The following is a 25,230-nucleotide window of genomic DNA, read 5'->3' as shown; positions in this document are numbered from 1 at the left end:
CCGGTGGCAGGCCGAGCGCGGGCGGGCGTTCCCCGGTCGCGGCGAGAGGGCCGAGCGGGTCGTGCCGCTGACGCCGACCGGCAGCGTGGCCGCCCATCCCGGCAAACCTCGAGCACATCGAAATGCGCGCGAACCGGCGGCGAGTCGATAACCTATGGATATCGCCGAACCACCACTCGGCCGCGCACGCCGTCGGGCCCCGGAGGCTCCCGGTACGCGACGGATACCATGACAGGTCGCCGGATGCGCTGCCGCGACGCGAAACGCCGACCGGGCAGAACACGGAAAGGTCGTCGAACTTGCACCTGAAGAGCCTGACGTTGAAGGGCTTCAAATCCTTCGCGTCCGCGACGACCCTGCGCTTGGAACCGGGCATCACGTGTGTGGTCGGTCCCAACGGATCGGGCAAATCGAACGTCGTCGACGCGCTCACCTGGGTGATGGGCGAGCAGGGCGCGAAGGCGTTGCGCGGCGGCAAGATGCAGGACGTGATCTTCGCGGGCACGGCGGGCCGCGCCCCCCTCGGCCGCGCCGAGGTCACGCTGACCATCGACAACTCCGACGGCGCGCTGCCGATCGACTACGCCGAGGTGTCCATCACCCGGCGCATGTTCCGCGACGGCGCGGGCGAATACGAGATCAACGGCAACTCCTGCCGCCTGATGGACGTGCAGGAACTGCTCAGCGACTCCGGTATCGGCCGCGAGATGCACGTCATCGTGGGGCAGGGTCAGCTGTCGGCCATCCTGGAGTCGCGCCCGGAGGACCGCCGCGCGTTCGTCGAGGAGGCCGCCGGTGTGCTCAAGCACCGCAAACGCAAGGAAAAAGCGGTACGCAAGCTCGAGGCGATGCAGGCCAACCTGGCCCGGCTGACCGACCTCACCACCGAACTGCGCCGCCAGCTCAAACCGCTGGGCAGGCAGGCCGAGGTGGCGCGCAGGGCGCAGACCGTGCAGGCCGACCTGCGCGATGCCCGGTTGCGGCTGGCCGCCGACGATCTGGTCACCCGGCGCGAAGAGCTGGCGAGCCAGCAGAGCAAGGAAGCGTACGCGCGCGAGCAGCAGATCACCGTGCACTCCGAGCTGGACGCCGCCAACGCGGCGCTGGCGCAGCAGGAATTCCAGCTGTCCCGGCTGACGCCGAGCGCCGAGGCCGCCGCACAGCTGTGGTTCCAGCTCTCCGCGCTCGCCGAACGGGTCAACGCGACCATTCGCATCGCGGGCGACCGGGCGCGGCACCTGGACACCACCACTCCGGTCAGCACCGGCCGCGACCCCGAGCAGCTCGAGGCCGAGGCCGACCGGGTCGAAGCCGACGAGGCCGAACTGCGCGAAGCGGTGGAGATCGCCGCGGAGACCTTGGAGGCGGCCCGGGACCAGCTGGCCGAACGCGAATACGCCGCCAAGGCCGCCGAGCAGGCGCACCTGGCCGCCGTGCGGGCGATCGCCGACCGGCGCGAGGGCGTGGCCCGATTGTCCGGCAAGGTGGACACCCTGCGGGCCAGGGCGCAGTCGGTGGACGCGGAGATCGCGCGACTGTCGGTCGCCATCGCCGACGCCCGCCACCGCGGCGAGGCCGCCCAAGCCGAATTCGACACGGTGCAAGCCGAACTCGCCGAACTCGACGCGGGCGAGGCCGGTCTGGACGCCCAGCACGAGCACGCGGTGCAGGCGCTGGAACTGGCCGATCAGCGGGTCACCGAACTGCGTGAACAGGACCGCGACGCGAGCAAGCGGGTCGCATCGCTCGGCGCGCGGATCGAGGCGCTCGGCATGAACCTGGCGCGCCGGGACGGCGTCGCCTGGCTGGTGGAGCATCGCGAACAGGGATTGCTCGGCCCGCTCTCGGCGCTGCTGCGCGTGCACGGCGGCTTCGAGGCCGCGGTCGCCGCCGCGCTCGGCCCGCTGGCCGACGCCGTCGCCGCCGACACCGGCGAGTCCGCGCACGCCGCGATCCAGGCGCTCAAGGACGCCGACGGTGGCCGCGCCGCCGTCGTCTTCGGCGCCGAGCGCACCGATCGGCCGCAGCCGGGCGCGTTGCCCGACGGCGCCCGCTGGCTGGTCGACGTGGTGGAGTGCCCCGAAACGGTGCGCGGCGCGATCGCGGCGCTCACCGCGGGGATCGCCGTGGCCGACGATCTGCCCGCCGCCCGCGCGCTGGTCGCGGCGCGGCCCGAGCTGCGCGTAGTCACCCGCGACGGTGATCTCGCCGGAAACGGCTGGCTGCTGGGCGGGTCCGATCGCGCGCCCAGCCAGCTGGAGATCCAGGCCGACATCGACGCCGCCCGGACCGAGCTGGTCGCGGCGCAGCGGCGCGCCGAGGAACTCGAGGCCGCGCTGTCCGGCGCCCTCGAAGAGCAAGCCGATCGCAAGGACGCCGTCGACCACGCCCTGCTCGCCCTGCACGAATCCGACCAGGCACTGGTGGCGATCTACGAGCGGCTGGGCAGGCTCGGCCAGACCGCCCGCACCGCACACGCGGACAGCGAACGGCTGGTCGGCCAGCGCGACGACGCGGAGACGAGCCGGGAAGAGGCACTCGCCTCGCTCGCCGAACTGGAAGACCGCCTGCGCCATGCGGAACTCGAGCAGGCCGAGGTCGACGCCGACGGTGCGGGCGCGGCGGGCACCGAGTCCGCGGGCCGGGCGCGGGAGGAGGCGGCGGCCGCGCTGGCCGAGGCGCGGGCGATGGAGGTCGAGGCCAGGCTCGCCGTGCGCACGGCCGAGGAACGAGCGGAATCGGTACGCGGCAAGGCGGACTCGCTGCGCCGGGCCGCGCGCGCCGAGCGGGAGACCCGGGCCAGGGCCGAGCGCGCCCAGGCCGCGCGCAAGAAGGCGGCGGAGGTGGCCGCCGCCGTCGCCGAATCCGGCGCGAAGATCGCTGGCGAACTGGAGCGCGTGGTCGCCGAGGCGGGCGCGCGCCGGGACGAACTGGTGCGCAAGCGCTCCGAGTGTGCCGCGCAGGTGGAACAGGTCAAGGAGCGGGTGCGTGCGCTCACCGCGCAGCTGTCCCAGCTCACCGACGCGGTGCATCGGGACGAGGTGGCGAAGGCTCAGGCGGCCCTGCGCATCGAGCAACTGGAGGCGACCATCGCCGAGCAGTTCGGCATCGCGCTGGACGACCTGATCGCGGAGTACGGTCCGGACGTGCCGCTGCCGCCCTCGGCGCTGGAGTTGCAGGAATACGAACAGGCCAAGGAGCGCGGCGAGCAGGTCAGCGAACCCGCGCCGATGCCCTACGACCGGCAGACCCAGGAACGACGCGCCAAGCGTGCGGAGAAGGATCTCGCCACCCTGGGCAAGGTGAATCCCCTGGCGCTGGAGGAATTCGCGGCGCTGGAGGAGCGGTACAACTTCCTGGCCACGCAACTCGAAGACGTCAAGAGCGCGCGCAAGGATCTGCTCGATGTGGTCGCCGAGGTCGATGCCCGCATCCTCCAGGTGTTCACCGAGGCATACGCCGACGTGGAGCGCGAGTTCGTCGAGGTGTTCGCGAAACTGTTCCCCGGTGGCGAGGGCAGGCTGCTGCTCACCGACCCCTCGGACATGCTCACCACCGGCATCGAGGTGGAGGCCCGTCCGCCGGGCAAGAAGGTCAAGCGGCTGTCGCTGCTGTCCGGTGGGGAGAAGTCGCTGACCGCGGTCGCGTTACTGGTGGCCATCTTCCGCGCCCGGCCCTCGCCGTTCTACGTGATGGACGAGGTCGAGGCCGCGCTCGACGACACCAACCTGCGCCGCCTGATCGGCCTGTTCGAGCAGTTGCGGGAGAAGAGCCAGCTGATCGTCATCACCCACCAGAAGCCGACGATGGAGATCGCCGACGCGCTCTACGGCGTCAGCATGCGCGGCGACGGCATCACCCAGGTGATCTCCCAGCGGCTGCGCGGGGAGAACCTGGCCCCGGTCGGCGCGGCGGGCTGAGCCGCGCCGCGCGGTCAGCCGCGGCGTGCGGGCAGGGTGACGGTGCCGGAGTCCAGGTCGACCAGCGGATCGTCACCGGAGACCCGATCGTCGACCTTCGCGATCGCCACCCATTCCTTGCGCTCGTGGACGTGCTTGCGCGAAGGGCCGAATATCTCGTCGACCTCCGCGCCGACCGGGTCGCGCCGGGCGCGGCCGGATCGTCTGGGCGGGCGTATCACCGCGCCGAGGGTACGCCTCGCCGCTCGATCATCCCGTTGAACAGGACGAATAGTCGACTCGAATCACCCTGCGACGCGCGCGTCTTCGTGGTCGAGCAGCGCTTTGATCTGCGCCGCGCCGGTCTCGGCGAGCCAAGTGTCGAACGTGCGCAGCCCGGGGTGGATCTCGCGGATCTCGTCGACGTCGGCGCGCCAGCCGCCGGTGTGGCGCATGAGGCGCCACACATTGCCGATCTCCTCGCCGAGCGCGTCCGACTCGGCTTCGGTGACTTGGTGGTAGCGCACCTGATGCCCGGTGGCGGCGCTGATCGCCGCGGCGGCCGCGGTCGGGGCAAGCACATCGCCCGCGAGTTCGAGGACGCGGCCGTGGAAGCGATCCGGGTCGGCGAACGCGAGACCTGCGATATCGCCGATGTCCGCGACGGCGATGACCTTCATCGGACCTTCGGCCGGGAACAGGTGCCGGTGCACGCCGTCGAAGATGCCGTCGACGGGGGACGTGCGCAGCAGGTAGTTCTCCATGAAGCGCACCGGGCGCAGCAGGGTGTACCGCACGCCGCTGGCGATGACGGCGTCTTCGATGCGCTTCTTGCCCTTGGCCCCCCACGAGACGTCGTCGCCCATCGACGCGATGCCGGTGAACACGATCTGCCACACACCGGCCGCACGCGCGGCGTCCACGACGGCTTCTCCGCGCGCGGCTTCCAATTCGACATCCCAGCCTTCGGGGCCGTACGCGGCGGGCGGGACCAGGAACAGTCCGCTGACGCCGGCCAGCGCCGCGGGCAAGGTCTCGGGGGCGTCGAAGTCGCCGACGGCGAGTTCCGCACCCGCCGCGGCCAACTCCCGTGCGGCGGGCGACTGCGCGTCGCGGACCAGCGCGCGCACCGCCCTGCCGTCGGCCAGCAGTCGCCGGGCGGTCACGCCGCCTTGCTTGCCGGTGGCGCCGGTGACCAGGATGAGGTTGTGCTGAGGGGACATGCTCCGCCTTCTCTGCTCGGTAGAATCGGGTTGGTTGACCCGGATTCGAACGATACGGGTGCCTCGACCCGATTGACCAGGCTGCTCAGCGGAAGGCCGTAACGAAATGACCGCATCGCTCGCCCCGGGCGCGACATCGCGAGCCGATGCCCGCCGCAATCGCGCCCTCGTGCTGGCTGCCGCGCAACGCGCCTTCGCGGAGCAGGGCGCCTCCGTGTCCCTCGTCGAGGTCGCCCGCAGGGCGGGTGTCGGCGCGGGCACCGTCTACCGGCACTTCCCCACGAAAGCCGCACTGTTGGAAGCGGTTATGCAGCAGCGCGTCGACCGGTTGGCGAAGATGGCCGCAGACCATCTCGCCGCGCCGGATCCGGGCGCCGCCTTCTTCGACTTCTGCACCGCGGTGATCACCACAACGCCGGACAACCAGGCGTTATGCGACATCGTTCAGTCCGACGACGGCTGGCCGCGTGCGCTTTTGCGCAGCGCGGGGGCGCGTTTCCACGACGCGTTGGCCGCCCTGCTCGCCGCGGCCAAGCGCGACGGGGCGGTCCGGGCCGACATCGAACTCGACGACGTGCTGGCGATCTTCACCGGATGCGTTGCGATCCAACGGCTCCGGAAGGCACGGGGCGGCATGGACCGTAGCGCCGCCATCGTGCTGGACGCGCTGCGCGCGGAGCCGGTAGGGCTGACGGTGACGAAACGGGATGCGGTGGCCGAAGTCCGTAACGAAACTCTCGATCGTAACGAAAGTGGAGCCGACACCTGCCCGGTGTGTCACGCGCCGTTGTCCCGCGCCGGGACGGGCCGACGGGCGAGATACTGCTCGGCGGCATGTCGTCAGAAAGCTCATCGCCGACGCATCGCGACGGCGCGCTGAGCCGAATGGCGCATTTGTGCCAATCGGTGCTCGGCTGCGCCACGAACCGATCGGACACCGGCCCGCGATCCGGGCGAGCCGGTGGTCCGCGCTGCGCCCGCCGGAGGGGTTACCTACCGGTGGCTCAGAGCAGGTCGCTGACGTCGTCGGGCACGTCGACGGCGTACTTGCGCAGGATGTCCATCGAGATCACTTCCAGGGCGTTCTCGTGCGTGGCGGCCAGCACCACGGGCGCGGCGACGCCGTCCTCGTGCGCGTGCAGCCACCGCACGGCGACCACGCACCATCGGTCACCCGGCTGCAAACCGGGAAAATTGTTCTCCGGGCGCGGCGTGCTCAGATCGTTTCCGATGGAAGCTTGATGCTCCAGGAATTCTGCCGTGACGACGGTGCACACGGTGTGGCTGCCCAGATCCTCCGGCCCGGTACTGCAGCAGCCGTCCCGGTAGAAGCCGGTGAGAGGATCGGTGCCGCACTCTTCCAGCGGCCCCCCAAGCACGTTTCGATCGGTCACGTCGCCGATCCTATTGTCCCTTCGCGAGAAGTTCCGCAGGACAAGAAATCTGGAGGGCTGTGTCGGTGCCCGCTCGCACCCGCCCTCGGCCGGTACCTGCGATGTTCGCCGAGTTCGCGCCCCCGGCCCCGGCGCGCGACGCGCGCGCGGGCGCGGCTCGGGGCCGATCCCGTGACGGTCGGTCTGCAAGGATGGTCCGCGTGAGTCCTGAAGTCTGGATCCTGATCGCCGCGGTCGCCGCACTGCTGCTCGTCGTGCTCGTCGCCGGTTTCGTCCGGTACAAGCGCGGCCGCGTGTCGCTGACTCCGCCCACGCAGGAGAAAGAGGTGACCGACCGGTCCGGTGGTTATGCCGCGTCCGGTGGATTCACCTTCAGCCGGGGCGGCGCGGCGACCGAACCGCAACCGGTCGAGCGCACCGACACCGAAGGACAGCCGCATGTCGGCGACGACGCCGCGATCCCACGCGACGCGCCCAAACGCGGCATCACCAACGTTCCGTTGCCGGACGCGGACGTCACCGAGGCCTCCGTCGCGCCGGACGTCGCCGAGCCGGCCGCCGAGCCCGAGGCGGGCACCCCCGCGGCCGAGACGACAGCGCAGGCGCCCGACCAGCTGGAAACCCGGGAGAGCCCGGCCACGGCCGACGCGACCGCCGAGCCGCCCACCGCCACCGCGGGGCCGGACACCGAAGCCGCCACCGAGATCGTCGCGCCCGACACGCCCGCGGGGGTGGAAGCACCCGTCGCGCTGGAGGAGATAGAGCCCACCGCGGGCCGCCTGGTCCGGCTGCGCGGACGACTGTCGCGCTCGCAGAACGCGGTCGGCAAGAGCCTGCTCGGCCTGCTCGGCGGCGGTGACCTGGACGACGACTCGTGGGAAGAGGTGGAGGACACCCTCGTGCTGGCCGACCTCGGCACCGCGAGCACCACCGCTGTCGTCTCCCGGCTGCGCTCGGAGATGGCGGCACGCAGCGTGCGGACCACCGACGAGGCGCGTGCCGTGCTGCGCGACGTGCTGATCGAGCAGCTGCGACCGGACCTGGACCGCTCGGTGCGCGCGCTGCCGCATCCCGATCACCCGTCGATCCTGCTCGTGGTCGGCGTGAACGGCACCGGCAAGACCACCACCACCGGCAAGCTCGCGCGCGTGCTCGTGGCCGACGGCCGCCGGGTGCTGCTCGGCGCGGCCGACACCTTCCGGGCCGCGGCCGCCGACCAGTTGCAGACCTGGGGCGAGCGGGTCGGCGCCGACACCGTCCGTGGCCGCGAGGGCGCCGACCCGGCCGCGGTCGCGTTCGACGCGGTGGCCGCGGGCGTCGAGCACGGCGTCGACGTGGTGCTGATCGACACGGCCGGTCGGCTGCACACCAAGACGGGTCTGATGGACGAGCTGGGCAAGGTCAAGCGCGTCGTGGAGAAGAAGGCCGCCGTCGACGAGGTCCTGCTCGTGCTGGACGCGACCGTCGGGCAGAACGGACTGACCCAGGCCAGGGTGTTCGCCGAAGTGGTCGATATCACAGGCGTCGTGCTGACCAAGCTCGACGGCACGGCGAAAGGCGGCATCGTCTTCCAGGTCCAGCACGAACTGGGCGTGCCGGTGAAGCTGGTCGGGCTCGGTGAGGGGGCCGACGACCTGGCTCCGTTCGAGCCCGCCGCGTTCGTGGACGCGCTGCTGGGCTGAGCCGTTCCACTCGCCGAGACCGGTCGAAAGAGGTTGCCGCCCGCGACGTTCCATCCACGAGGTGCGCCACGGGTGCTCGTTCGGTCGCCGCCGCCCTCGGTGCGAGGGCGGTCACACCCCGGAAGTTTGCCGACTCCTCGTGGGCGGTAACGAATGTCCGATTTCCCGAACACCGTGCTCGCAGCGGCGGAAAACCGCTGGTGCGCGGGACGAAACGTAGTGGCAACACAGCTGCTCCATCCGTTCACGTAGGTGAAACACGACAGCTCTACGGATGAAACACCGAGTTAGGACCCTTCTGTTCAGGTCCATTTGCCGGAAGCGGCTGGGCCCGAGATGAGGAGGACATTAAGGTGGCTTTTCCACTTACCGGTGCACCGGATACCGGTGACACCGCATGGATGCTGGCGAGTTCGGCGCTGGTGTTGCTGATGACGCCGGGCCTGGCTTTCTTCTACGGCGGCATGGTCCGGTCGAAGAACGTGCTCAACATGATCATGATGAGCATCAGCGCCATGGGCCTGGTCGGCGTCTTGTGGTCGCTGTACGGATACTCGACGGCCTTCGGCGACAACACGTTCGGCGTGATCGGTGACCCGACGCAGTTCTTCGGCCTGAAGGGCCTGATCGGCGGCAACTCCGTCGCCGAGGTCAAGGACGCGGCGGGCACGGTCACCACCGACGCGGTGAACATCCCGCTCGCGGGCACGATTCCGGCGACCGTCTTCGTCGCCTTCCAGCTGATGTTCGCCATCATCACGGTTGCCCTCATCTCGGGTGCGGTCGCCGACCGCTTGAAGTTCGGCGCGTGGCTGGTGTTCGCGGGCATCTGGTCCACGGTGGTCTACTTCCCGGTCGCGCACTGGGTGTTCGACTTCGACGTCAAGGACGCCGACGGCAACGTCGTGCATGAGGGCGGCTGGATCGCCAACAAGCTGCTCGCGGTGGACTTCGCCGGTGGCACGGCGGTGCACATCAACGCCGGTGCGGCCGGTCTGGCCCTGGCGCTGGTGCTCGGCAAGCGCAAGGGCTGGCCGACCACCCCGTTCCGCCCGCACAATCTGCCGTTCGTCATGCTCGGCGCCGGTCTGCTGTGGTTCGGCTGGTTCGGCTTCAACGCCGGATCCGCGGTGACCTCCGGCGGCCTGGCCGGTTCGACCTTCGTCACCACCACCATCGCGACCTGCGCCGGCATGCTGGCCTGGCTGTTGGTGGAGAAGATCCGCGACGGCAAGCCCACCTCGCTGGGCGCTGCCTCGGGCATCGTGGCGGGTCTGGTCGCCATCACGCCGTCGTGTTCCTCGGTGAACGTGCTCGGCGCGCTCGCCATCGGCGTCGTCGCGGGCGCGCTGTGCGCCCTCGCGGTCGGCCTGAAGTTCAAGTTCGGTTTCGATGACTCGCTCGACGTGGTCGGCGTGCACCTGGTCGGCGGTATCGTCGGCACCCTGATGGTCGGTTTCGTCGCGGCGCCCGAGGCGGGTGCGGCCAAGACCGGTCTGTTCTATGGCGGCGGTTTCGATCAGCTGTGGCGGCAGGCGGTGGGCGCCGGTGTGGTACTTGCCTTCTCCTTCATCGCGACCCTGATCATTGCCTATATCGTGAAGTTCACCATTGGGCTGCGCGTGAGCGAGGAAGCAGAGTCGGTCGGCTTGGACGAGTCCGAGCACGCGGAAACCGCCTATGACTTCGGCGCTCTGGGTAGCACGGCACGTTCGGCCGTCAAGGAGGCATGACGAACATGAAACTGATCACCGCAATCGTCAAACCGTTCACGCTCGAAGACGTCAAGTCCGGTCTCGAGCAGGCGGGTGTGTTGGGCATGACCGTCAGCGAGGTCCAAGGGTACGGCCGGCAGAAGGGCCACACCGAGGTGTACCGCGGCGCGGAGTATTCCGTCGATTTCGTGCCGAAGGTCCGCGTCGAGGTCGTCGTGGACGATGCCTCCGTCGACAAGGTCGTGGAGGTGATCGTGGAGGCCTCCCGCACCGGCAAGATCGGCGACGGCAAGGTCTGGATCACTCCGGTGGAGGCGATCATCCGGGTGCGGACCGGCGAACGCGGCACCGACGCGCTGTAGCGGAAACGAGTCGAGCGGCGGCCCCGCTCCCACCGGAGCTCCCGGTCGGGGCGGGGTCGCGCGCATCAAATGGGCGGTGGGTTGTGACTAGTCAGTACGAGCACGACGGTGATCCGAAGGTCACCGAACAAGGCAACGGCAAGATGTCCAACGGGGCGGCCGACCTGGTCCGCGCGCGAACCCAACTGCTCGACGGCGGCCAGCCGCGCAATCCCCGGCTGGACGCCCAGTCGCTGCGCCAGGCGCTGGTCGACCTCTACGAACTCTGGCTCACCAGCAAGGGCGCCGAACTGGGCATCGCCCCCGACAGCGGTCTGGCCGTGGTGGCCGTCGGCGGCCTCGGGCGCGGGGAGATGCTGCCGTACTCCGATCTGGACCTGGTGCTGCTGCACGACGACGTCGACCCGGCCCGGGTGGCCGAGGTCGCCGACCAGCTCTGGTATCCGCTGTGGGACGCGCACATCAAACTCGACCACAGCGTGCGTACCGTTCCGCAGGCGCTTCGGGTGGCCGCGGACGATCTCATCGCCGCGCTGGGCATGCTCGAGGCCAGGCACATCGTCGGCGACCAGGAACTGAGCAATCTGCTGATCGGCGGGGTGCGCCGGGAGTGGCGCACCGGCATCCGCTCCCGCTTCGAGGAGCTCATCGCCCAGGCCCAGGCCAGATGGGAACGCAACGGCGAGATCGCGCACCGCGCCGAGCCCGACCTGAAGAACGGGCGCGGCGGCCTGCGTGACATCCAGCTGCTGGACGCGCTGGCGATCGCCCAGCTCACCGACGCCATGCCCGGATTGGGACCGGACGTGCCGGGCGGCGGATTGAAGCAGGCGCACCGTCGGCTGCTGGACGTGCGCACCGAACTGCACCGTGTGGCGGGACGAGCCCGCGACCAGCTGCGCGCACAGGACGCCGACGAGATCGGCGCTGCCCTGCGCATCGGCGATCGGTTCGATCTGGCCCGCACACTGAGCGATTCGGCCCGGACGGTCAGCTATTCCGTGGACGTCGGGCTGCGCACCGCGGCCAACGCGCTGCCCCGCCGGGGATTGGCGCGCCTGCGCCGGATGCCGGTGCGCAGGCCGCTGGACGAAGGCGTGGTCGAGCACGCGGGTGAGGTCGTGCTGGCCAGAGACGCCCGCCCGCAGCGCGATCCCGGGCTGATCCTGCGCGTCGCGGCGGCGTCGGCGCAGACCGGCCTGCCGATGTCGGCCACCACCCTCAACCGGCTCTCTGAGGACGCTCCCGAGCTACGCGAGCCGTGGCCCAAGGACGCCCTCAACGACTTACTGGTCCTGTTGGGCGCGGGCCGCGGCACGATCGACGCGATCGAGGCGCTGGACCGGACGGGACTGTGGGGCAGGCTGCTGCCGGAATGGGGCGCTGTGCGCGACCTGCCGCCGCGCGATGTCCAGCACATCTGGACCGTCGACCGGCATCTCATGGAGACGGTCGCCTACGCGGGCGGGCTGAGCACCCGGGTCGCCCGCCCCGACCTGCTCGCCCTCGGTGCGCTGCTGCACGACATCGGCAAGGGTCGCGCGGGCGATCACAGCGTGGTCGGCGCGGAACTGGCCACCCACATCGGCCGCCGCCTCGGACTGTGGCCGTCGGACGTGCGCACGCTCAGCGCGGTCGTGCGCCATCACCTGCTGCTGCCGGAAACCGCGACCAGGCGCGATCTGTCCGATCCGGAGACGGTGCGGTACGTCGTCGAGGCGCTCGACGGCGATCCGCAACTGCTGGAGCTGCTGCACACCCTGGCCGAGGCGGATTCACAGGCCACCGGTCCCGGCGTGTGGGGCGACTGGAAGGCGTCGCTGATCGGCGAACTGGTCCGGCGTTGCCGGTTGGTCATGGCGGGCGACCAGCTGCCGACACCGGAGCCGATCGCACCGGAATTGGTCGAGAAGGCCAGGGCGGGGGGTGTGCACGTCGATCTGCAGCCCGGTGAGAGCAAGCACACGTATGTGGTCACCGTCATCGCGCCCGACAGCTCCGGGCTGCTGTCCGACGCCGCGGGCGTGCTCGCGCTGCATTCGCTGCGTGTGCTGTCGGCCGCGCTCGGCGTCGAAGGCGCCTCCGCGGTGGACACCTTCGTCGTCGCGCCCAAGTTCGGCGATCCGCCGGACCCGGGGCTGTTGCGCCAGGAATTGATCCGCGCCACGGCCGGCGACTTGGACGTGCCCGCGGCGCTGGCCAAACGCGAGCGCGAGGCGGGCACCATCGGCCGCAGCCGGTACGCGCAGGCCCAGCCCCGGGTGATCTGGTCGGACACCTCGGTGCCCGGCCAGGTGATCCTGGAATTGCGCGCCGAGGACCGCGTGGGCCTGCTCAGTCGTCTGGCCGCGGAGCTGGCCGGCTGCGGAGCCGACGTGCGCTGGGCCAAGGTGGTCACGATGGGGTCGGCGGTGGTCGACAGCTTCTGCCTCGATCTGGGCGCCGAGGACAGCCCCGCGCGCCGCGAAACGATCGAGAAAGCGCTCATCGCGGTGGTTCCCAGAACTGCGCCGAAACCTCCCGCCGAAGGTACTCCAGAGCCGGAAAATAGTGATTAGCAGCACTTTTATCCGGTGATTAATCCGTTGCGCAATATTTGCTACATCCCAACTCCCGGCTCGTGGCCTGACCCTACGATCTAGAGCGTCCGGCTATCGCGAGCACGAGGGGAGCAGGTCGGTGGCAATTGAAGTCGTTTCGGCATCCACGATGACGAGTGACGAGACCACGCACATGGCGCGCTGCGTCGGCGGCGACCGGTGGGTGGTCTCCTGGCTTCCTGGTCGCACATTGACCGGGCGACAGGCGGTTACCGCGATGACGATCGCCTCCACGGTCGCCACCTCGCCCATCCCGAGCAGGGCCGAGTGGGCCGTTCTCGACGGCCTGGCCCTCGAACTGGGCCTGACCGCCAACGAGGCGGTCTTCATGGTGGCCGAGGAGAACCACGACTACCGCAAAACGGCCAGGCCGCGCCGTCGCGTGCTCGACTAGCGAGCCCGCCGCGCCGGGGAAGGACGCACCGCCTGCGCGAACACGCGGGCGATCCCATTACCCTGGGAGAGAATGTGACGTCCCCCGAGATCAGGAGCGCGATCGGTGTTCGAATCCCTGTCCGACCGGCTTACCGGTGCCCTCAAGGATCTGCGCGGTAAGGGGCGTCTGTCACCGGCCGACATCGACGCCACCTGCCGCGAGATCCGCCTGGCCTTGTTGGAGGCCGACGTCGCGCTGCCCGTGGTGCGCGGATTCATCGGGCGGATCAAGGAGCGCGCCAAGGGCGCGGAGGTCTCCGCGGCGCTGAACCCGGCCCAGCAGGTCGTGAAGATCGTCAACGAGGAACTCGTCGGCATCCTCGGCGGCGAGACCAGGCGGCTGCACCTGGCCAAGAATCCGCCGACGGTGGTCATGCTGGCCGGTCTGCAGGGTTCCGGTAAGACCACGCTCGCGGGCAAGCTGGCGAAACTGCTGAAGGGGCAGGGCCACCAGCCGCTGCTGGTGGCATGCGACCTGCAGCGCCCCGGCGCCGTCACCCAGCTGCAAGTCGTCGGCGAGCGCGCGGGCGTGCCCGTCTACGCGCCGCACCCCGGCACCTCGATCGGTGGCGGTGAGAACCCGCTGGGCATCTCCGCCGCCGATCCGGTGAACGTGGCGCGCGGGGGTGTCGAAGAGGCGCGGCAGAAGCAGTACGACGTCGTCATCGTCGACACCGCGGGCCGCCTCGGCATCGATGAAGAGCTCATGCGCCAGGCCGCGGGCATCCGCGACGCCGTGCAACCGGACGAGACCCTGTTCGTGCTGGACGCCATGATCGGCCAGGACGCGGTCAACACCGCCGAGGCGTTCCGTGACGGCGTCGGCTTCACCGGCGTGGTGCTCACCAAGCTCGACGGCGACGCCCGCGGTGGTGCGGCGCTGAGCGTCCGTGAGGTCACCGGCGTCCCGATCCTGTTCGCCTCGACCGGTGAGAAGCTCGAGGACTTCGACGTCTTCCACCCCGATCGCATGGCCAGCCGCATCCTCGGCATGGGCGACGTGCTCACCCTGATCGAGCAGGCCGAGCAGGTCTACGACGCCAAGCAGGCCGAGGAGGCCGCCCGCAAGATCGGCAGCGGCGAACTCACCCTCGAGGACTTCCTCGACCAGATGCTGGCCATCCGCAAGATGGGCCCGATCGGGAACCTGCTCGGCATGCTGCCGGGCGCGGGCCAGATGAAGGACATGCTCGCCCAGGTCGACGACAAGCAGCTCGACCGGGTGCAGGCGATCATCCGCGGTATGACTCCGGCCGAACGGGCGAACCCGAAGATCATCAACGCCTCGCGGCGGCTGCGCATCGCCAACGGCTCCGGGGTCCAGGTCTCCGAGGTCAACCAGCTCGTCGACCGCTTCTTCGATGCCAAGAAGATGATGACGATGATGGGCCGCCAGATGGGGCTGCCCGGCGCCCGCCGCGGCAACGCGAAGAAGGGCAAGAAAGGCAAGAAGGGCGGGCGTGGCCCGACGCCGCCGAAGGTGCGCGGCGGTTTTCCGGGGATGGGCGGCATGCCCGGTCTGCCCGCGGGAATGCCCGACCTGTCCGACATGCCTGCCGGTCTGGACCAATTGCCACCCGGCTTGGAGGGCTTCGATCTCAGCAAGTTGAAGTTCCCGAAGAAGTAGGACACTCCCGCCGACCACGCTGTTCGTGGGCGGCGGGCGTCTGTGTCGCGCCGCTCGGTCGCCATGACGCGACCACGCGGCGGCCGGCTTCGCTGTCTCGTGGCCGTGCTTCGCGCGGATGACCGATCCGGGAATCGGACAGTAGGTTGGAGGCCGCGGACGAGTTCCAGGAGGTTGCTGTGCACCTACGCGGTGTGGTTCTGCCCGAAGGCGAGGTGTGCGACCTCTGGGTGCGCGACGGCCTGGTGTCGTTCGAGCCGGTGCCCGGAGCCGAAACCCTCTGCGCCTCCGGGTGGATCGTGCCGGGATTGGTCGACGCGCACTGCCACGTCGGCATCCGGTACGGCGGGGGCCACGAGGACCGCGCTGGCGCCACCGCGCAGGCCGAGACCGAGCGCGACGCAGGCGCCCTGCTGCTGCGCGACGCGGGCTCGCCCATCGACACCCGGTTCGCCGACGACCGCGAGGACCTGCCGCGGATCATTCGCGCGGGCCGCCACATCGCCCGTCCGAAGCGCTACATCCGCGAACTGGGCATCGAGCTCGATGACGAACGCGACCTGCCGGAGATCGTCGCCGAGCAGGCCCGCCTCGGCGACGGCTGGGTGAAGATCGTCGGCGACTGGATCGACCGCTCCGTTGGCGATCTGCGGCCGCTGTGGAGCGACGCCATCCTGAAGGAGGCCATCGACGCCGCGCACGCCAACGGCGCGCGGGTCACCGCACACGTCTTCGGCGAGGACGCGCTACCCGGACTGATCAACGCCGGTATCGACTGCCTGGAGCACGGCACCGGACTGACCGACGAGACCATCGAGATGATGGTCGAGCACGGCACCGCGCTGGTTCCCACCCTGATCAATATCGACACCTTCCCCGGTATCGCCGACGGCGCGGGCAAATTCCCCGTCTACGCCGCGCACATGCGCGATCTGCACCGGCGGGTGCGCGGCACGGTCGCCGCCGCGCACGAGGCGGGCGTGCCGATCTTCGCGGGCACGGACGCGGGCGGCTCCATCCGCCACGGGCGTATCGCCGACGAGATCGCCGCGCTCGGCGCCGCGGGCCTGTCCCGGCACGACGCGCTCGGCGCGGCATCCTGGCAAGCGCGCGAGTGGCTCGGGCGACCCGGCATCGAGGACGGCGCTCCCGCGGATTTCGTGGTCTACGAGGAGGATCCGCGTAGCCACCCCGAGACGCTCGCCACACCGTACGCCGTCGTGCTCCGCGGGCGCGTGTACGGCGGGCACGGTCCGGTCACCGGCCATAGATAACTCGGCACCGCGGCTCACCCGCGTCTATCCGAAAACGGCGTAAGGTCGGATTTCGTGACAATTCGCCTCGGATATCAGATGCCCAACTTCAGCTACGGCAAGTCGGTGCGCGAGCTGTTCCCCACGGTGATCGCGCAGGCCCGAGAGGCCGAAGCCGCCGGTTTCGACACGGCCTTCGTCATGGACCACTTCTATCAGTTGCCCGGCATCGGCACGCCCGACGAGCCGATGCTCGAGGCCTACACCGCGCTCGGCGGCCTGGCCACGGCGACGGAGCGAATCCAGTTGTCGGCGTTGGTCACCGGCAACACCTACCGCAACCCGGCGATGCTCGCCAAGACGGTCACCACGCTGGACGTGGTCAGCGGTGGCCGCGCGGTGCTCGGCATCGGCGCGGGCTGGTTCGAACTCGAGCACCGCTCCCTGGGCTACGAATTCGGCACCTTCACCGACCGCTTCGAGCGGCTCGACGAGGCGCTGCACATCATCCAGCCGATGCTGCGCGGCGAGCGGCCCACCTTCCAGGGCAAGTGGTACCGGGTCGAGAACGCGATGAACGAGCCGCGCGTACGCGACGATCTGCCGATCCTGCTCGGCGGCAGCGGTGAGAAGAAGACCTTCGGCCTGGCCGCCCGCTTCGCCGACCACCTCAACATCATCTGCAACGCGTCCGAGCTGCCGCGCAAGATCGAGGCGCTGCGGGCGCGTTGCGCGGAGGTCGGCCGGGATCCGCGCACCTTGGAGACCAGCTACCTGTGCTTCGTCATGATGGACGAAGACGGTGATCTGGTGCGCAAGCAGCAGCGGGATTACTTGAGCCGCATGGGTATCGACCTGTCGGCCTTGTCGGACGCCGAGCTCGCGCAGAGCCCGGCCGACCGCCAGTTCGTCGGCACACCGGACGAGGTTGCCGAACAGCTGCGGACCCGCGTTCTGGACCACGGCGTCGACGGTCTCATCATCAATATGGTGTTCAACGGGCACGAGCCGGGTGCGGTCGAGCTCGCCGGGCGTACCTTCGCTCCGTTGGTGCGCTGACGAGCGCGAACCCGGCGCGAATACTGTTGGCGCTGGTTATGATCGGGCCATGATAGCCCCTCCGTGGCGCGCGTCGTACGGTGTCGACGCGCCGTCGGTGCTGTTGTTGCTGGGAGTTCTCGCGGTCGGGTATCTTGCCGCCGCGCTGGTGGTGGCGCTGTTCCAGCAACTGCGCCCGAGCCTGCTGCTCCTGCTGATCGGCGTCGTGCTGGCCACGCAGTTCGGGCTGTTCCTGCACGCGACCCGCCGGGGTAAGTTCCGGGTCTGGGCGCGCCTGCTCGACGACCTCGAACTGCGTGGCGACGAACGATTACTCGACATGGGGTGCGGCCGCGGCGCGGTGCTGCTGGCCGCCGCGCGCCGCTTGCCCGCCGGGTGTGCGGTGGGCCTGGATCTGTGGTGCTCCGCGGATCACTGCGAGAACACCCCGGCCACCGCGGAGCGGAACGCGCTCGCGGAGAACGTCGCCGACCGGATCGAGTTGCGCACCGGCGACATGACCCGCATGCCGTTCCCGGACGGCGTGTTCGACGTCGTCGTCTCCAGCTTGGCGATTCACGACATCAAGACCGCCGAGGGCCGGGCCGCGGCGGTCCGGGAGGCCTGCCGCGTGCTGCGTCCCGGCGGCAAACTGGTCATCGTCGATATCGGCGACACCCGGGCGTACCGCGCCGTCCTGGCGGCGAACGGCGCGACCGCCCTCACCCTGCGCTCCGTGGGGTGGCAGATGTGGTGGGGCGGCCCCTGGGTCCCCACCCGTGCGCTCACCGCCACCGCCCCGGGCTAGCCGCATCGAAACGCCGGGCCGCACTCCATGGCGCGGGCGACGCCCGCGGCAACGAGTCGCAGCACCCGGAACACGCCGGGTACGACGTACTCGACGGCAGCCTCCTCGCCGAGTTCGCTCGCGATGTCGCGGGTGATGCGGGCGGGTCGTGTGCGGTGGCGCCGGAACAGTCGCATGCCTGGTTATGGCGGGTGGGTATCGGTGTGTGAACACGCACGCGATTTCTGGCGGGATCGTCCGGTCTGGCACAATGGACCACCGTCCTTCCGGACAAGTGTCAGCCCGTCTCCGGTTCCGTACCGCGCGGCGGTCACACACTCGAAAGCGCAAAACCGGGCTCGCAGACCATGCGGGTCGCCGAATTGCGTCGTGACCAACCAACGAAAGGCAGATCAGCAGTGGCTGTTCGCATCAAACTCACCCGCCTGGGCAAGATCCGCAACCCGCAGTACCGCGTCGTCGTCGCGGACGCCCGCACCCGCCGTGACGGCCGGGCCATCGAGTCCATCGGCAAGTACCACCCGAAGGAAGAGCCCTCGCTGATCGAGATCGACTCCGAGCGCGCGCAGTACTGGCTGGGTGTCGGCGCGCAGCCGACCGAGCCGGTCCTCCAGCTGCTGAAGATCACCGGCGACTGGCAGAAGTTCAAGGGCATCGAGGGCGCCGAGGGCACCCTGAAGGTCAAGCCGGCCAAGCCGTCGAAGCTGGACCTGTTCAACGCCGCACTGGCCGCCGCCGACAACGAGCCGGTCGCCGAGGCGGTCACCCCCAAGAAGAAGGGCAAGAAGGACGCCGAGGAGGGCGCCGAGGCTGCCGAGGCCGGCGAGTAATGAGCGGGCGATACCCGTCCATCCGATACCCGTCAGGAGCCGTCCACGGACCGGCCCCGACGACGGGTGAGTTGCGTCGTGAGGTGATGGAGCAGTGAGCGCCGTCGTCGCCGATGCCGTCGAGCACTTGGTGCGCGGTATCGTCGCCAATCCCGATGACGTCCGCGTCGAGCTGATCACCGGCCGCAGGGGACGCACCGTCGAGGTGCACGTTCACCCCGATGACCTGGGCAAAGTGATCGGTCGCGGCGGACGTACCGCGACCGCGCTGCGCACCCTCGTCGCCGGTATCGGCGGCCGGGGCATCCGGGTCGACGTGGTCGACACCGACCAGTAGATGGAACTCGTCGTCGGGCGGGTCGCCAAGTCGCACGGCGTGCGCGGCGAACTCGTCGTCGAGGTGCGCACCGACGAGCCGGAGGCGCGTTTCGCGCAGGGCGTCAGGTTGCGCGGTCGGCTGCCGCGAGCGGCGGAAGTTCGCGAGTTCACCGTGGAGGCGGTCCGGGAGCACTCGGGCCGGCTTCTGGTGTTCCTGTCCGGTGTGACCGACCGCACCGCTGCCGACGCGCTGCGCGGCATGCTGTTCGTGGTCGACAGCGCCGACCTTCCGCCTTCCGAGGATCCGGACGAGTACTACGACCACGAACTGGAGGGGCTGGAGGTACGGCTCACCGACGGCACCGTGGTCGGTTCCGTGCGCGAAGTGCTGCATTCCGCGGCGGGTGAGTTGCTGGAGGTGCGGGCCGCGGAAGACGGGCGGGAAATCCTGATCCCGTTCGTCACCGCCATCGTGCCCACGGTGTCCCTCGCCGAGGGCGTGATCGTGATCGATCCGCCCGAGGGTTTGCTCGACCCGGAATGACACGGTGGGCGTCCGACCGCGCGTCGCTCGCCCGGCCGACGACGTGCGGCCCGGCGGCGCTAGGAGACAGTCATGAAACTCGACGTCGTCACGATCTTCCCCGAGTACCTGGAGCCGTTGCGCACGGCGCTGCTGGGTAAGGCGATCGACAAGGGACTGATCTCGCTCACGGTGCACGACCTGCGCCGTTGGACGCATGACGTGCACAAGTCCGTCGACGATTCCCCCTACGGGGGTGGGCCCGGCATGGTCATGAAACCGACCGTGTGGGGCGACGCGCTCGACGAGGTGTGTCCCGACGACGCGCTGCTCGTGGTCCCCACGCCCGCGGGGGTGCCGTTCACGCAGGCCATGGCACACAGCTGGGCTGCCGAGCGGCATCTCGTCTTCGCGTGCGGGCGCTATGAGGGCATCGACCAGCGCGTCTTCGATGACGCCGCCCGCCGCGTCCGGGTGCAAGAGGTCAGCATCGGCGACTACGTGTTGATCGGCGGCGAGGCGGCCGTGCTGGTGATGACCGAGGCCGTGGTCCGGCTGTTGCCCGGTGTCCTCGGCAATCAGCAGTCACATCAAGAGGATTCGTTCTCCGACGGGTTGCTCGAAGGTCCCAGCTACACCCGTCCGGTCTCCTGGCGCGGGTTGGACGTCCCGCCGGTCCTGCTGTCCGGCGACCACGCGAAGGTGGCGGCCTGGCGGCGCGAGCAATCTCTCGCGCGGACCCGCGAGCGTCGTCCGGACCTGCTCGCGGACCACGACACGGCCGGCCCCGAGCGGTAGACCCACGCCCCGCGCAAGCGCCCCAAGTGTGTGCGGAGCTCGGCCGCGCGGTCCGGACGGCCGGGGATCGGTCTGCTTCTTGCCAGAGGGTGCGCCGCGCGGGACAGCTGCGCGAAGCGTGCGTGGGAGCGTGTGCGCCGCGCACTACGCCGAGTGAATGCCAGACACCCACTCCGCGCTGCTCGGTTCCGCGATCCGGCTGCTCGACGCGGGCGGCGTCGAGGCGGTGACCCTTCGCGAGGTCGCGCACGGTGCCGCCGACCTCGCCGCGGCGGGCCACCTCGCGGCCGATGGAAAAGGCAACGCCGACCCCACCGACCTGGTCGACGACCTCCTCACCCACCTGAATCCGAATTCTCGAGCAGCCGGGCGTCGCAGGCCGTGCTCGGGCCTTCCCTCGGTGAACTCCAGCGGGAATCTTCGCCGCGTCAGGGCAGCAGACCATGGCGGCGGGCGGCCACCACCGCCTCGTGTCGGGAGTGGGCGTCGAGTTTGACCATCGCGTTGCGAAGGTAGCTCTTCACGGTCTCCGGGCCGAGTGAGAGTCGTTGCGCCGCTTCCTGGTTGGTGCATCCCAAGGCGATCTGGGTCAGCACGTCGAGTTCTCGGCGGGAAAGTTTCGGGCCGTCCGGCCGCGGCTCGCCGGTCATGACCCGGGTGAGGCGCTCGCATACCGCGTGCAGGCGTCCGCGCAGCCGATCGTCCTCGGTCGTGCGCGCCATGCCGCGCAGTTCGGCGTGGATGTCGCGGAGTTCCTCCGTGATCGCCGGTGCCGTGGCCGCCGACGGCGGGGTGACCTCCAGCATGCGCAGCCGACGGTCGACCTCGTCGCGAACGGCGATCTCGGTGGCCAGGCGGCGCCCGGCCTGCACGACCAGATCCGCGGTGCGGTCGCCCAGCGGACTCGCGCCGCGCGTCGCGGCGTAGAGCACCGCGCGAGAGCGCTGGTCCACCACCACGGGCACGGCGAGCACGGAGCGGATGCCCTCGCCGGAGACCGGCCCGTCGTAGTCGTGGGTGATCGAGGAGGCGCGGCGATAGTCGGAGACCGCGGCGGGCCGCCCGGAATCCATCACTCGTCCGCCCAGCCCGGAAGCCCGCACGACGGCCAGACCGCGCAGGCCGTTGGTCAGCGTGCCGACGAACTCCGACAGCAGCAGCGCGTCCCCGTGCACCTCGCCGCCGAACGCCACCGGCACGCCCGCCGCGCTCGCCACCCAGCGGATCTCGGCGCGCAGCGCGTCGCTGTCGCGCGGACGCAGCAGGGCGGTGTGGGTCACGAGACTCACCCCTTTTCGGGGGTAGTGGGCAGCGGGATGTGACCCACATCCTATTGCACACCCGGGTTGAGCTGGATCACAGAACGAGGAGAACTGAAGATGGGCACCGATCTGAATCAGCGGGTGCGCGAACTGCTGGACTGTTACGACCGGGCCGACGCGTCGGCGGCGGACCTGCTGTGTGATCGGCACCCGGCCGACCGGGTCGCCTTCACGATCGTCGAGGCAGACCTGTCCTCGACCGACCTCACCTACGGCGAACTGCGCGAACGCTCCGCCCGCTGCGCCGACGCACTCGCCGGACTCGGTGTCGAACCCGGCCACCGGGTCGCCACGCTGATGGCGAAATCCGCGGACCTGGTGGTCGCTCTGCTCGGGATCTGGCGCCGGGGCGCGGTGCACGTTCCGCTGTTCACCGCCTTCGCTCCGCCCGCGATCGCCCTGCGGTTGAACGCCAGTCGCGCCTCGGTCGTCATCGCCGATGCCGACCAGGCGCCGAAGCTGGCGCCGGGACCCGATCTGCCCGCCGACCCGTCCTGGCGGTTGATCGTCACCGGAGCGGAGGCGCCCGAAGGGGCGCTGCGGATGGACGAGTTGCTCCACGCTCATACGGCCACCTCTCCGCAGGCTCAGCCGATCGCGGTCGGCGGTGACGGACTGCTCGTCCAACTGTTCACCAGCGGCACCACGGGCACGCCCAAGGGCGTCCCGATTCCGCTGCGCGCGCTCGCCTCCTTCCACGCGTACCAGGAATTCGCGCTGGACGTCCGCCCCGACGACGTCTTTTGGAACGCCGCCGATCCGGGCTGGGCCTACGGGCTCTACTACGCCATCCTCGGCCCGCTGGCCACCGGCGTCCGCAGCATCCTGCTGCACGCGGGCTTCTCGGCACCGCTGACCTGGCAGGTGCTGGAGACGTTCGGCGTCACCAACTTCGCCGCCGCCCCGACGGTATATCGAGCGTTGCGCGCCGACGGTGCCACGCCGCCCGTGCATTCCCGATTGCGCCGTGCCTCTTCGGCGGGAGAACCGCTGACCCCTGAAGTGGTCGCGTGGTCCGTCGAGTACCTCGGTGTCCCGGTGCGCGACCACTACGGCCAGACCGAGCACGGCATGGTTATCTGCAACGCCTGGCACGAAGACCTGGATACCGAGACCCCGGCCGGATCGATGGGTCGCTCGCTGCCCGGCTGGACCTGCGCCGTGCTCTCCGACGACGCCGACACGATCGCTCCCACCGGCGAATTGGGCCGGGTCGCGATCGACACGGAACGCAGTCCGCTGCTGTGGTTCCTCGGCTACCTCGACGCTCCGGACCGTACCGCGCAGCGCTACACCGCCGACGGCCGCTGGTATCTGACCGGTGACGCGGGCTCGCAGGACGCGGACGGCTTCTTCCGCTTCTCCTCCCGCGACGACGACGTGATCATCATGGCCGGCTACCGCATCGGCCCGTTCGAGGTGGAGAGCGTTCTCGTGCTGCACGAGCAGGTCGCGGAGGCGGCGGTGGTCGGCATGCCGGACGAACTGCGCGGCGAAGTGCTCGAGGCGTTCGTCGTGCTGCGTGACGGCGCCGTCGGCGGTGCCGAGTTGGAAGCCGAGCTACAGAGCCTGGTGAAGCGAAAGTTCGCGGCGCATGCCTACCCGCGCAGGGTCCACTTCGTGGCGAGTCTGCCGAAGACGCCCAGCGGCAAGGTGCAGCGGTTCGTGCTGCGGCAGGGCGGTGCCCGATGACTTCGGCCACGGTGCCCCTGCCCAGCTACGCGTCGGGCGTGTCGGACGTCCCGCTGCTCGGCGACACCATCGGCGGCAATCTCGATCGCGCGGTGGCGGCGTTCCCGGACCGGGAGGCCCTGGTGGACCTGCCGAGCGGACAGCGCTGGACCTATCGCGCTCTCGGCGCCGCGGTCGACGCCCTGGCCTGCGGCCTCGCCGCACGGGGCATCGGCAAGGGCGACCGGGTCGGCATCTGGGCGCCGAACCGCGCGGAATGGTTTCTGGTGCAGTACGCCACGGCGAAAATCGGCGCGATCCTGGTCAACATCAATCCGGCGTACCGCACCAGTGAACTGGAGTACGTGCTGTGCCAGGCGGGCGTGCGAATGCTCATCGCGGCCGAGCGGTTCAAGTCCTCGGACTACGTGGCGATGATCGAGCAGGTCCGGCCGAACTGCCCGGCGCTGACACAGGTGCTCGTGCTGGGCACACCGGAGTGGGAGGCGCTGTCGGGCACCGAGATCGACACTGATCGGCTCGTCGAACTGGGCGCGCGGCTTTCCGCCGACGACCCGATCAACATCCAGTACACCTCGGGCACAACCGGTTTCCCGAAGGGCGCCACGCTCAGCCACCACAACATCCTGAACAACGGCTATTTCGTCGGGGAACTGTGCGGATACACCGAGCAGGACCGGATCTGCGTCCCGGTGCCGTTCTACCACTGCTTCGGCATGGTGATGGGCAATCTGGCGAGCACCAGTCACGGTGCGGCTATCGTGATTCCGTCGCCGTCGTTCGATCCGAGAGCGGCCCTGGCTGCGGTCGAAGCCGAGCGCTGCACCTCCCTCTACGGTGTGCCGACGATGTTCATCGACATGCTGGCCGCGCTGGACTCGGCCGCCGCGGACCTGTCCACTCTGCGCACCGGGATCATGGCGGGCTCGCCGTGTCCGGTCGAGGTGATGAAGCGGGTGATCGACCGGATGGGCATGCGCGAGGTCTGTATCTGCTACGGCATGACGGAGACGTCTCCGGTCAGCACCCAGACCCGGCGCGACGACGGCATCGAACGGCGCACCGCCACCGTCGGCCGGGTCGGGCCGCACCTGGAGGTCAAGATCGTCGATCCCGCAACGGGTCTCACGGTGCCGCGCGGCGAACCCGGCGAGCTGTTCACCCGAGGCTATTCGGTGATGCTCGGGTACTGGGACGAGCCGGACAAGACCGCCGAGGCCATCGACGCCGCCCGTTGGATGCACACCGGCGACATCGGCGTGATGGACGACGAGGGCTATGTGGCCGTCACCGGCCGGATCAAGGACATGATCATCCGGGGTGGCGAGAACGTCTACCCGCGGGAGATCGAGGAATTCCTCTACACCCATCCCGACATCCTGGACGCGCAGGTGATCGGTGTGCCGGATCCGAAGTACGGCGAAGAACTGATGGCATGGATCCGGATGCGCGAGGGCGCAACGCCATTGGACGCCACGGCCGTGCGCGACTTCGCCACCGGCAAGCTGGCGCACTTCAAGATTCCTCGCTACGTGCATGTGGTCGAGGAATTCCCGATGACGGTCACCGGCAAGATCCGCAAGGCGCAGATGCGGGAACTGTCGCGGCGGCTGCTCGGCCTGGACGACAGCTGACACGAGGGAGGTTCACCTGGGTGTGGACCGCGTGTCAGGCGGCGACGGTAGTGTCTCCGACGTGACGACAGCGCCCG

Annotated in this window: 22 protein-coding genes; 17 read left to right on the top strand and 5 right to left on the bottom strand. The window is 69.8% G+C overall.

Features of this window, described 5'->3' with window-relative positions; genetic code table 11:
- Positions 1-299 precede the first annotated feature (299 nt).
- Complete coding sequence (smc, locus tag ACWEH3_RS07070) at positions 300-3,920, top strand: chromosome segregation protein SMC (protein WP_452358283.1); 3,621 nt, start codon at positions 300-302, stop codon at positions 3,918-3,920.
- Between the two features lie 14 nt (positions 3,921-3,934).
- Here the strand turns inward: smc and ACWEH3_RS07065 are convergent, their stop codons facing one another.
- Together ACWEH3_RS07065 and ACWEH3_RS07060 are read right to left on the bottom strand one after the other, a co-directional pair.
- The gene (locus ACWEH3_RS07065) at positions 3,935-4,141 is read right to left on the bottom strand and encodes a hypothetical protein (protein WP_450019420.1); all 207 of its coding nucleotides are present in this window, start codon (positions 4,139-4,141) and stop codon (positions 3,935-3,937) included.
- 63 nt (positions 4,142-4,204) lie between these two features.
- A complete protein-coding gene (locus ACWEH3_RS07060) occupies positions 4,205-5,122 on the bottom strand; it encodes an NmrA family NAD(P)-binding protein (protein WP_450019418.1) in 918 nt (305 codons plus the stop codon).
- Positions 5,123-5,228: 106 nt separating this feature from the next.
- On the opposite strand from ACWEH3_RS07060, the gene ACWEH3_RS07055 reads away from it, so the two are divergent.
- Positions 5,229-6,002 carry a TetR/AcrR family transcriptional regulator gene (locus ACWEH3_RS07055; RefSeq protein ID WP_450019416.1) on the top strand — a complete coding sequence of 258 codons (774 nt, stop codon included), beginning with the start codon at positions 5,229-5,231 and terminating at the stop codon, positions 6,000-6,002.
- A 124-nt stretch (positions 6,003-6,126) separates the two neighbouring features.
- Here ACWEH3_RS07055 and ACWEH3_RS07050 read toward each other — a convergent pair whose 3' ends face one another.
- On the bottom strand, positions 6,127-6,516 hold the full coding sequence (locus tag ACWEH3_RS07050; RefSeq protein WP_019048221.1) for a DUF2237 family protein: 390 nt from the start codon (positions 6,514-6,516) through the stop codon (positions 6,127-6,129).
- 191 nt (positions 6,517-6,707) lie between these two features.
- On the opposite strand from ACWEH3_RS07050, the gene ftsY reads away from it, so the two are divergent.
- The 9 genes from ftsY (at position 6,708) to ACWEH3_RS07005 (ending at position 18,036) form a co-directional block, all read left to right on the top strand.
- Positions 6,708-8,198 carry a signal recognition particle-docking protein FtsY gene (gene ftsY, locus ACWEH3_RS07045; RefSeq protein WP_450019414.1) on the top strand — a complete coding sequence of 497 codons (1,491 nt, stop codon included), beginning with the start codon at positions 6,708-6,710 and terminating at the stop codon, positions 8,196-8,198.
- A 353-nt stretch (positions 8,199-8,551) separates the two neighbouring features.
- The gene (locus ACWEH3_RS07040) at positions 8,552-9,931 is read left to right on the top strand and encodes an ammonium transporter (protein ID WP_450019412.1); all 1,380 of its coding nucleotides are present in this window, start codon (positions 8,552-8,554) and stop codon (positions 9,929-9,931) included.
- A gap of 5 nt (positions 9,932-9,936) precedes the next feature.
- Positions 9,937-10,275, top strand: coding sequence for a P-II family nitrogen regulator (locus ACWEH3_RS07035; protein ID WP_330249397.1), 339 nt, complete (start codon positions 9,937-9,939; stop codon positions 10,273-10,275).
- A gap of 143 nt (positions 10,276-10,418) precedes the next feature.
- A complete protein-coding gene (locus ACWEH3_RS07030) occupies positions 10,419-12,833 on the top strand; it encodes a [protein-PII] uridylyltransferase (protein ID WP_450019484.1) in 2,415 nt (804 codons plus the stop codon).
- Between the two features lie 121 nt (positions 12,834-12,954).
- Entirely contained in the window at positions 12,955-13,269 is a 315-nt protein-coding gene (locus tag ACWEH3_RS07025; protein WP_450019410.1) for a hypothetical protein, read from the top strand.
- A gap of 105 nt (positions 13,270-13,374) precedes the next feature.
- On the top strand, positions 13,375-14,937 hold the full coding sequence (gene ffh, locus ACWEH3_RS07020; protein WP_450019408.1) for a signal recognition particle protein: 1,563 nt from the start codon (positions 13,375-13,377) through the stop codon (positions 14,935-14,937).
- A 179-nt stretch (positions 14,938-15,116) separates the two neighbouring features.
- On the top strand, positions 15,117-16,211 hold the full coding sequence (locus ACWEH3_RS07015) for an amidohydrolase family protein (protein ID WP_450019406.1): 1,095 nt from the start codon (positions 15,117-15,119) through the stop codon (positions 16,209-16,211).
- Positions 16,212-16,265: 54 nt separating this feature from the next.
- Positions 16,266-17,249 (top strand): LLM class F420-dependent oxidoreductase, encoded by a 984-nt coding sequence (locus tag ACWEH3_RS07010; protein ID WP_355069879.1) that lies wholly within the window; start codon positions 16,266-16,268, stop codon positions 17,247-17,249.
- A 49-nt stretch (positions 17,250-17,298) separates the two neighbouring features.
- Complete coding sequence (locus ACWEH3_RS07005; RefSeq protein WP_450019403.1) at positions 17,299-18,036, top strand: class I SAM-dependent methyltransferase; 738 nt, start codon at positions 17,299-17,301, stop codon at positions 18,034-18,036.
- Here the strand turns inward: ACWEH3_RS07005 and ACWEH3_RS07000 are convergent.
- The gene (locus ACWEH3_RS07000; RefSeq protein WP_450019401.1) at positions 18,033-18,212 is read right to left on the bottom strand and encodes a hypothetical protein; all 180 of its coding nucleotides are present in this window, start codon (positions 18,210-18,212) and stop codon (positions 18,033-18,035) included. The two genes, ACWEH3_RS07005 and ACWEH3_RS07000, sit on opposite strands and share 4 nt — an antisense overlap.
- A 222-nt stretch (positions 18,213-18,434) precedes the next feature.
- Here ACWEH3_RS07000 and rpsP point away from each other — a divergent pair, with 222 nt between their 5' ends.
- The 4 genes from rpsP (at position 18,435) to trmD (ending at position 20,505) form a co-directional block, all read left to right on the top strand.
- Positions 18,435-18,866: a 30S ribosomal protein S16 gene (rpsP, locus tag ACWEH3_RS06995; RefSeq protein WP_379251478.1), complete on the top strand. Its 432-nt coding sequence runs from the start codon at positions 18,435-18,437 to the stop codon at positions 18,864-18,866.
- Positions 18,867-18,960: 94 nt separating this feature from the next.
- Positions 18,961-19,203, top strand: coding sequence for an RNA-binding protein (locus ACWEH3_RS06990; RefSeq protein ID WP_011210690.1), 243 nt, complete (start codon positions 18,961-18,963; stop codon positions 19,201-19,203).
- Positions 19,204-19,728: a ribosome maturation factor RimM gene (gene rimM, locus ACWEH3_RS06985; RefSeq protein WP_450019399.1), complete on the top strand. Its 525-nt coding sequence runs from the start codon at positions 19,204-19,206 to the stop codon at positions 19,726-19,728.
- 72 nt (positions 19,729-19,800) lie between these two features.
- A complete protein-coding gene (gene trmD / locus ACWEH3_RS06980; protein ID WP_397076611.1) occupies positions 19,801-20,505 on the top strand; it encodes a tRNA (guanosine(37)-N1)-methyltransferase TrmD in 705 nt (234 codons plus the stop codon).
- A gap of 428 nt (positions 20,506-20,933) precedes the next feature.
- Here the strand turns inward: trmD and ACWEH3_RS06975 are convergent, their stop codons facing one another.
- Positions 20,934-21,785 (bottom strand): LuxR C-terminal-related transcriptional regulator, encoded by an 852-nt coding sequence (locus ACWEH3_RS06975; RefSeq protein WP_450019396.1) that lies wholly within the window; start codon positions 21,783-21,785, stop codon positions 20,934-20,936.
- Between the two features lie 99 nt (positions 21,786-21,884).
- Between ACWEH3_RS06975 and ACWEH3_RS06970 the strand changes: the two genes are divergently transcribed.
- Both ACWEH3_RS06970 and ACWEH3_RS06965 read left to right on the top strand, forming a co-directional pair.
- Positions 21,885-23,519, top strand: a complete 1,635-nt coding sequence (locus ACWEH3_RS06970) for an AMP-binding protein (protein ID WP_450019394.1) — start codon at positions 21,885-21,887, stop codon at positions 23,517-23,519.
- A complete protein-coding gene (locus ACWEH3_RS06965) occupies positions 23,516-25,153 on the top strand; it encodes an AMP-binding protein (protein WP_450019392.1) in 1,638 nt (545 codons plus the stop codon). Before ACWEH3_RS06970 ends, ACWEH3_RS06965 begins: the two co-directional genes overlap by 4 nt.
- The last annotated feature ends 77 nt before the right edge of the window (positions 25,154-25,230 follow it).

The sequence above is a fragment of the Nocardia sp. NPDC004718 genome, assembly GCF_053601535.1.
Note: the sequence above shows the minus strand (reverse complement) of the source record. Positions and strands in the feature narration are given on the sequence as shown.

Bases quoted from the DNA above. Each gene is read 5' to 3' on its own strand.
- ACWEH3_RS07060 (WP_450019418.1), bottom strand. From the start codon at position 5,122: ATGTCCCCTCAGCACAACCTCATCCTGGTCACCGGCGCCACCGGCAAG.
- ACWEH3_RS07055 (WP_450019416.1), top strand. From the start codon at position 5,229: ATGACCGCATCGCTCGCCCCGGGCGCGACATCGCGAGCCGATGCCCGC.
- ftsY (WP_450019414.1), top strand. From the start codon at position 6,708: ATGGTCCGCGTGAGTCCTGAAGTCTGGATCCTGATCGCCGCGGTCGCC.
- ACWEH3_RS07035 (WP_330249397.1), top strand. From the start codon at position 9,937: ATGAAACTGATCACCGCAATCGTCAAACCGTTCACGCTCGAAGACGTC.
- ACWEH3_RS07030 (WP_450019484.1), top strand. From the start codon at position 10,419: ATGTCCAACGGGGCGGCCGACCTGGTCCGCGCGCGAACCCAACTGCTC.
- ACWEH3_RS07005 (WP_450019403.1), top strand. From the start codon at position 17,299: ATGATAGCCCCTCCGTGGCGCGCGTCGTACGGTGTCGACGCGCCGTCG.
- ACWEH3_RS07000 (WP_450019401.1), bottom strand. From the start codon at position 18,212: ATGCGACTGTTCCGGCGCCACCGCACACGACCCGCCCGCATCACCCGC.
- rimM (WP_450019399.1), top strand. From the start codon at position 19,204: ATGGAACTCGTCGTCGGGCGGGTCGCCAAGTCGCACGGCGTGCGCGGC.
- trmD (WP_397076611.1), top strand. From the start codon at position 19,801: ATGAAACTCGACGTCGTCACGATCTTCCCCGAGTACCTGGAGCCGTTG.
- ACWEH3_RS06970 (WP_450019394.1), top strand. From the start codon at position 21,885: ATGGGCACCGATCTGAATCAGCGGGTGCGCGAACTGCTGGACTGTTAC.
- ACWEH3_RS06965 (WP_450019392.1), top strand. From the start codon at position 23,516: ATGACTTCGGCCACGGTGCCCCTGCCCAGCTACGCGTCGGGCGTGTCG.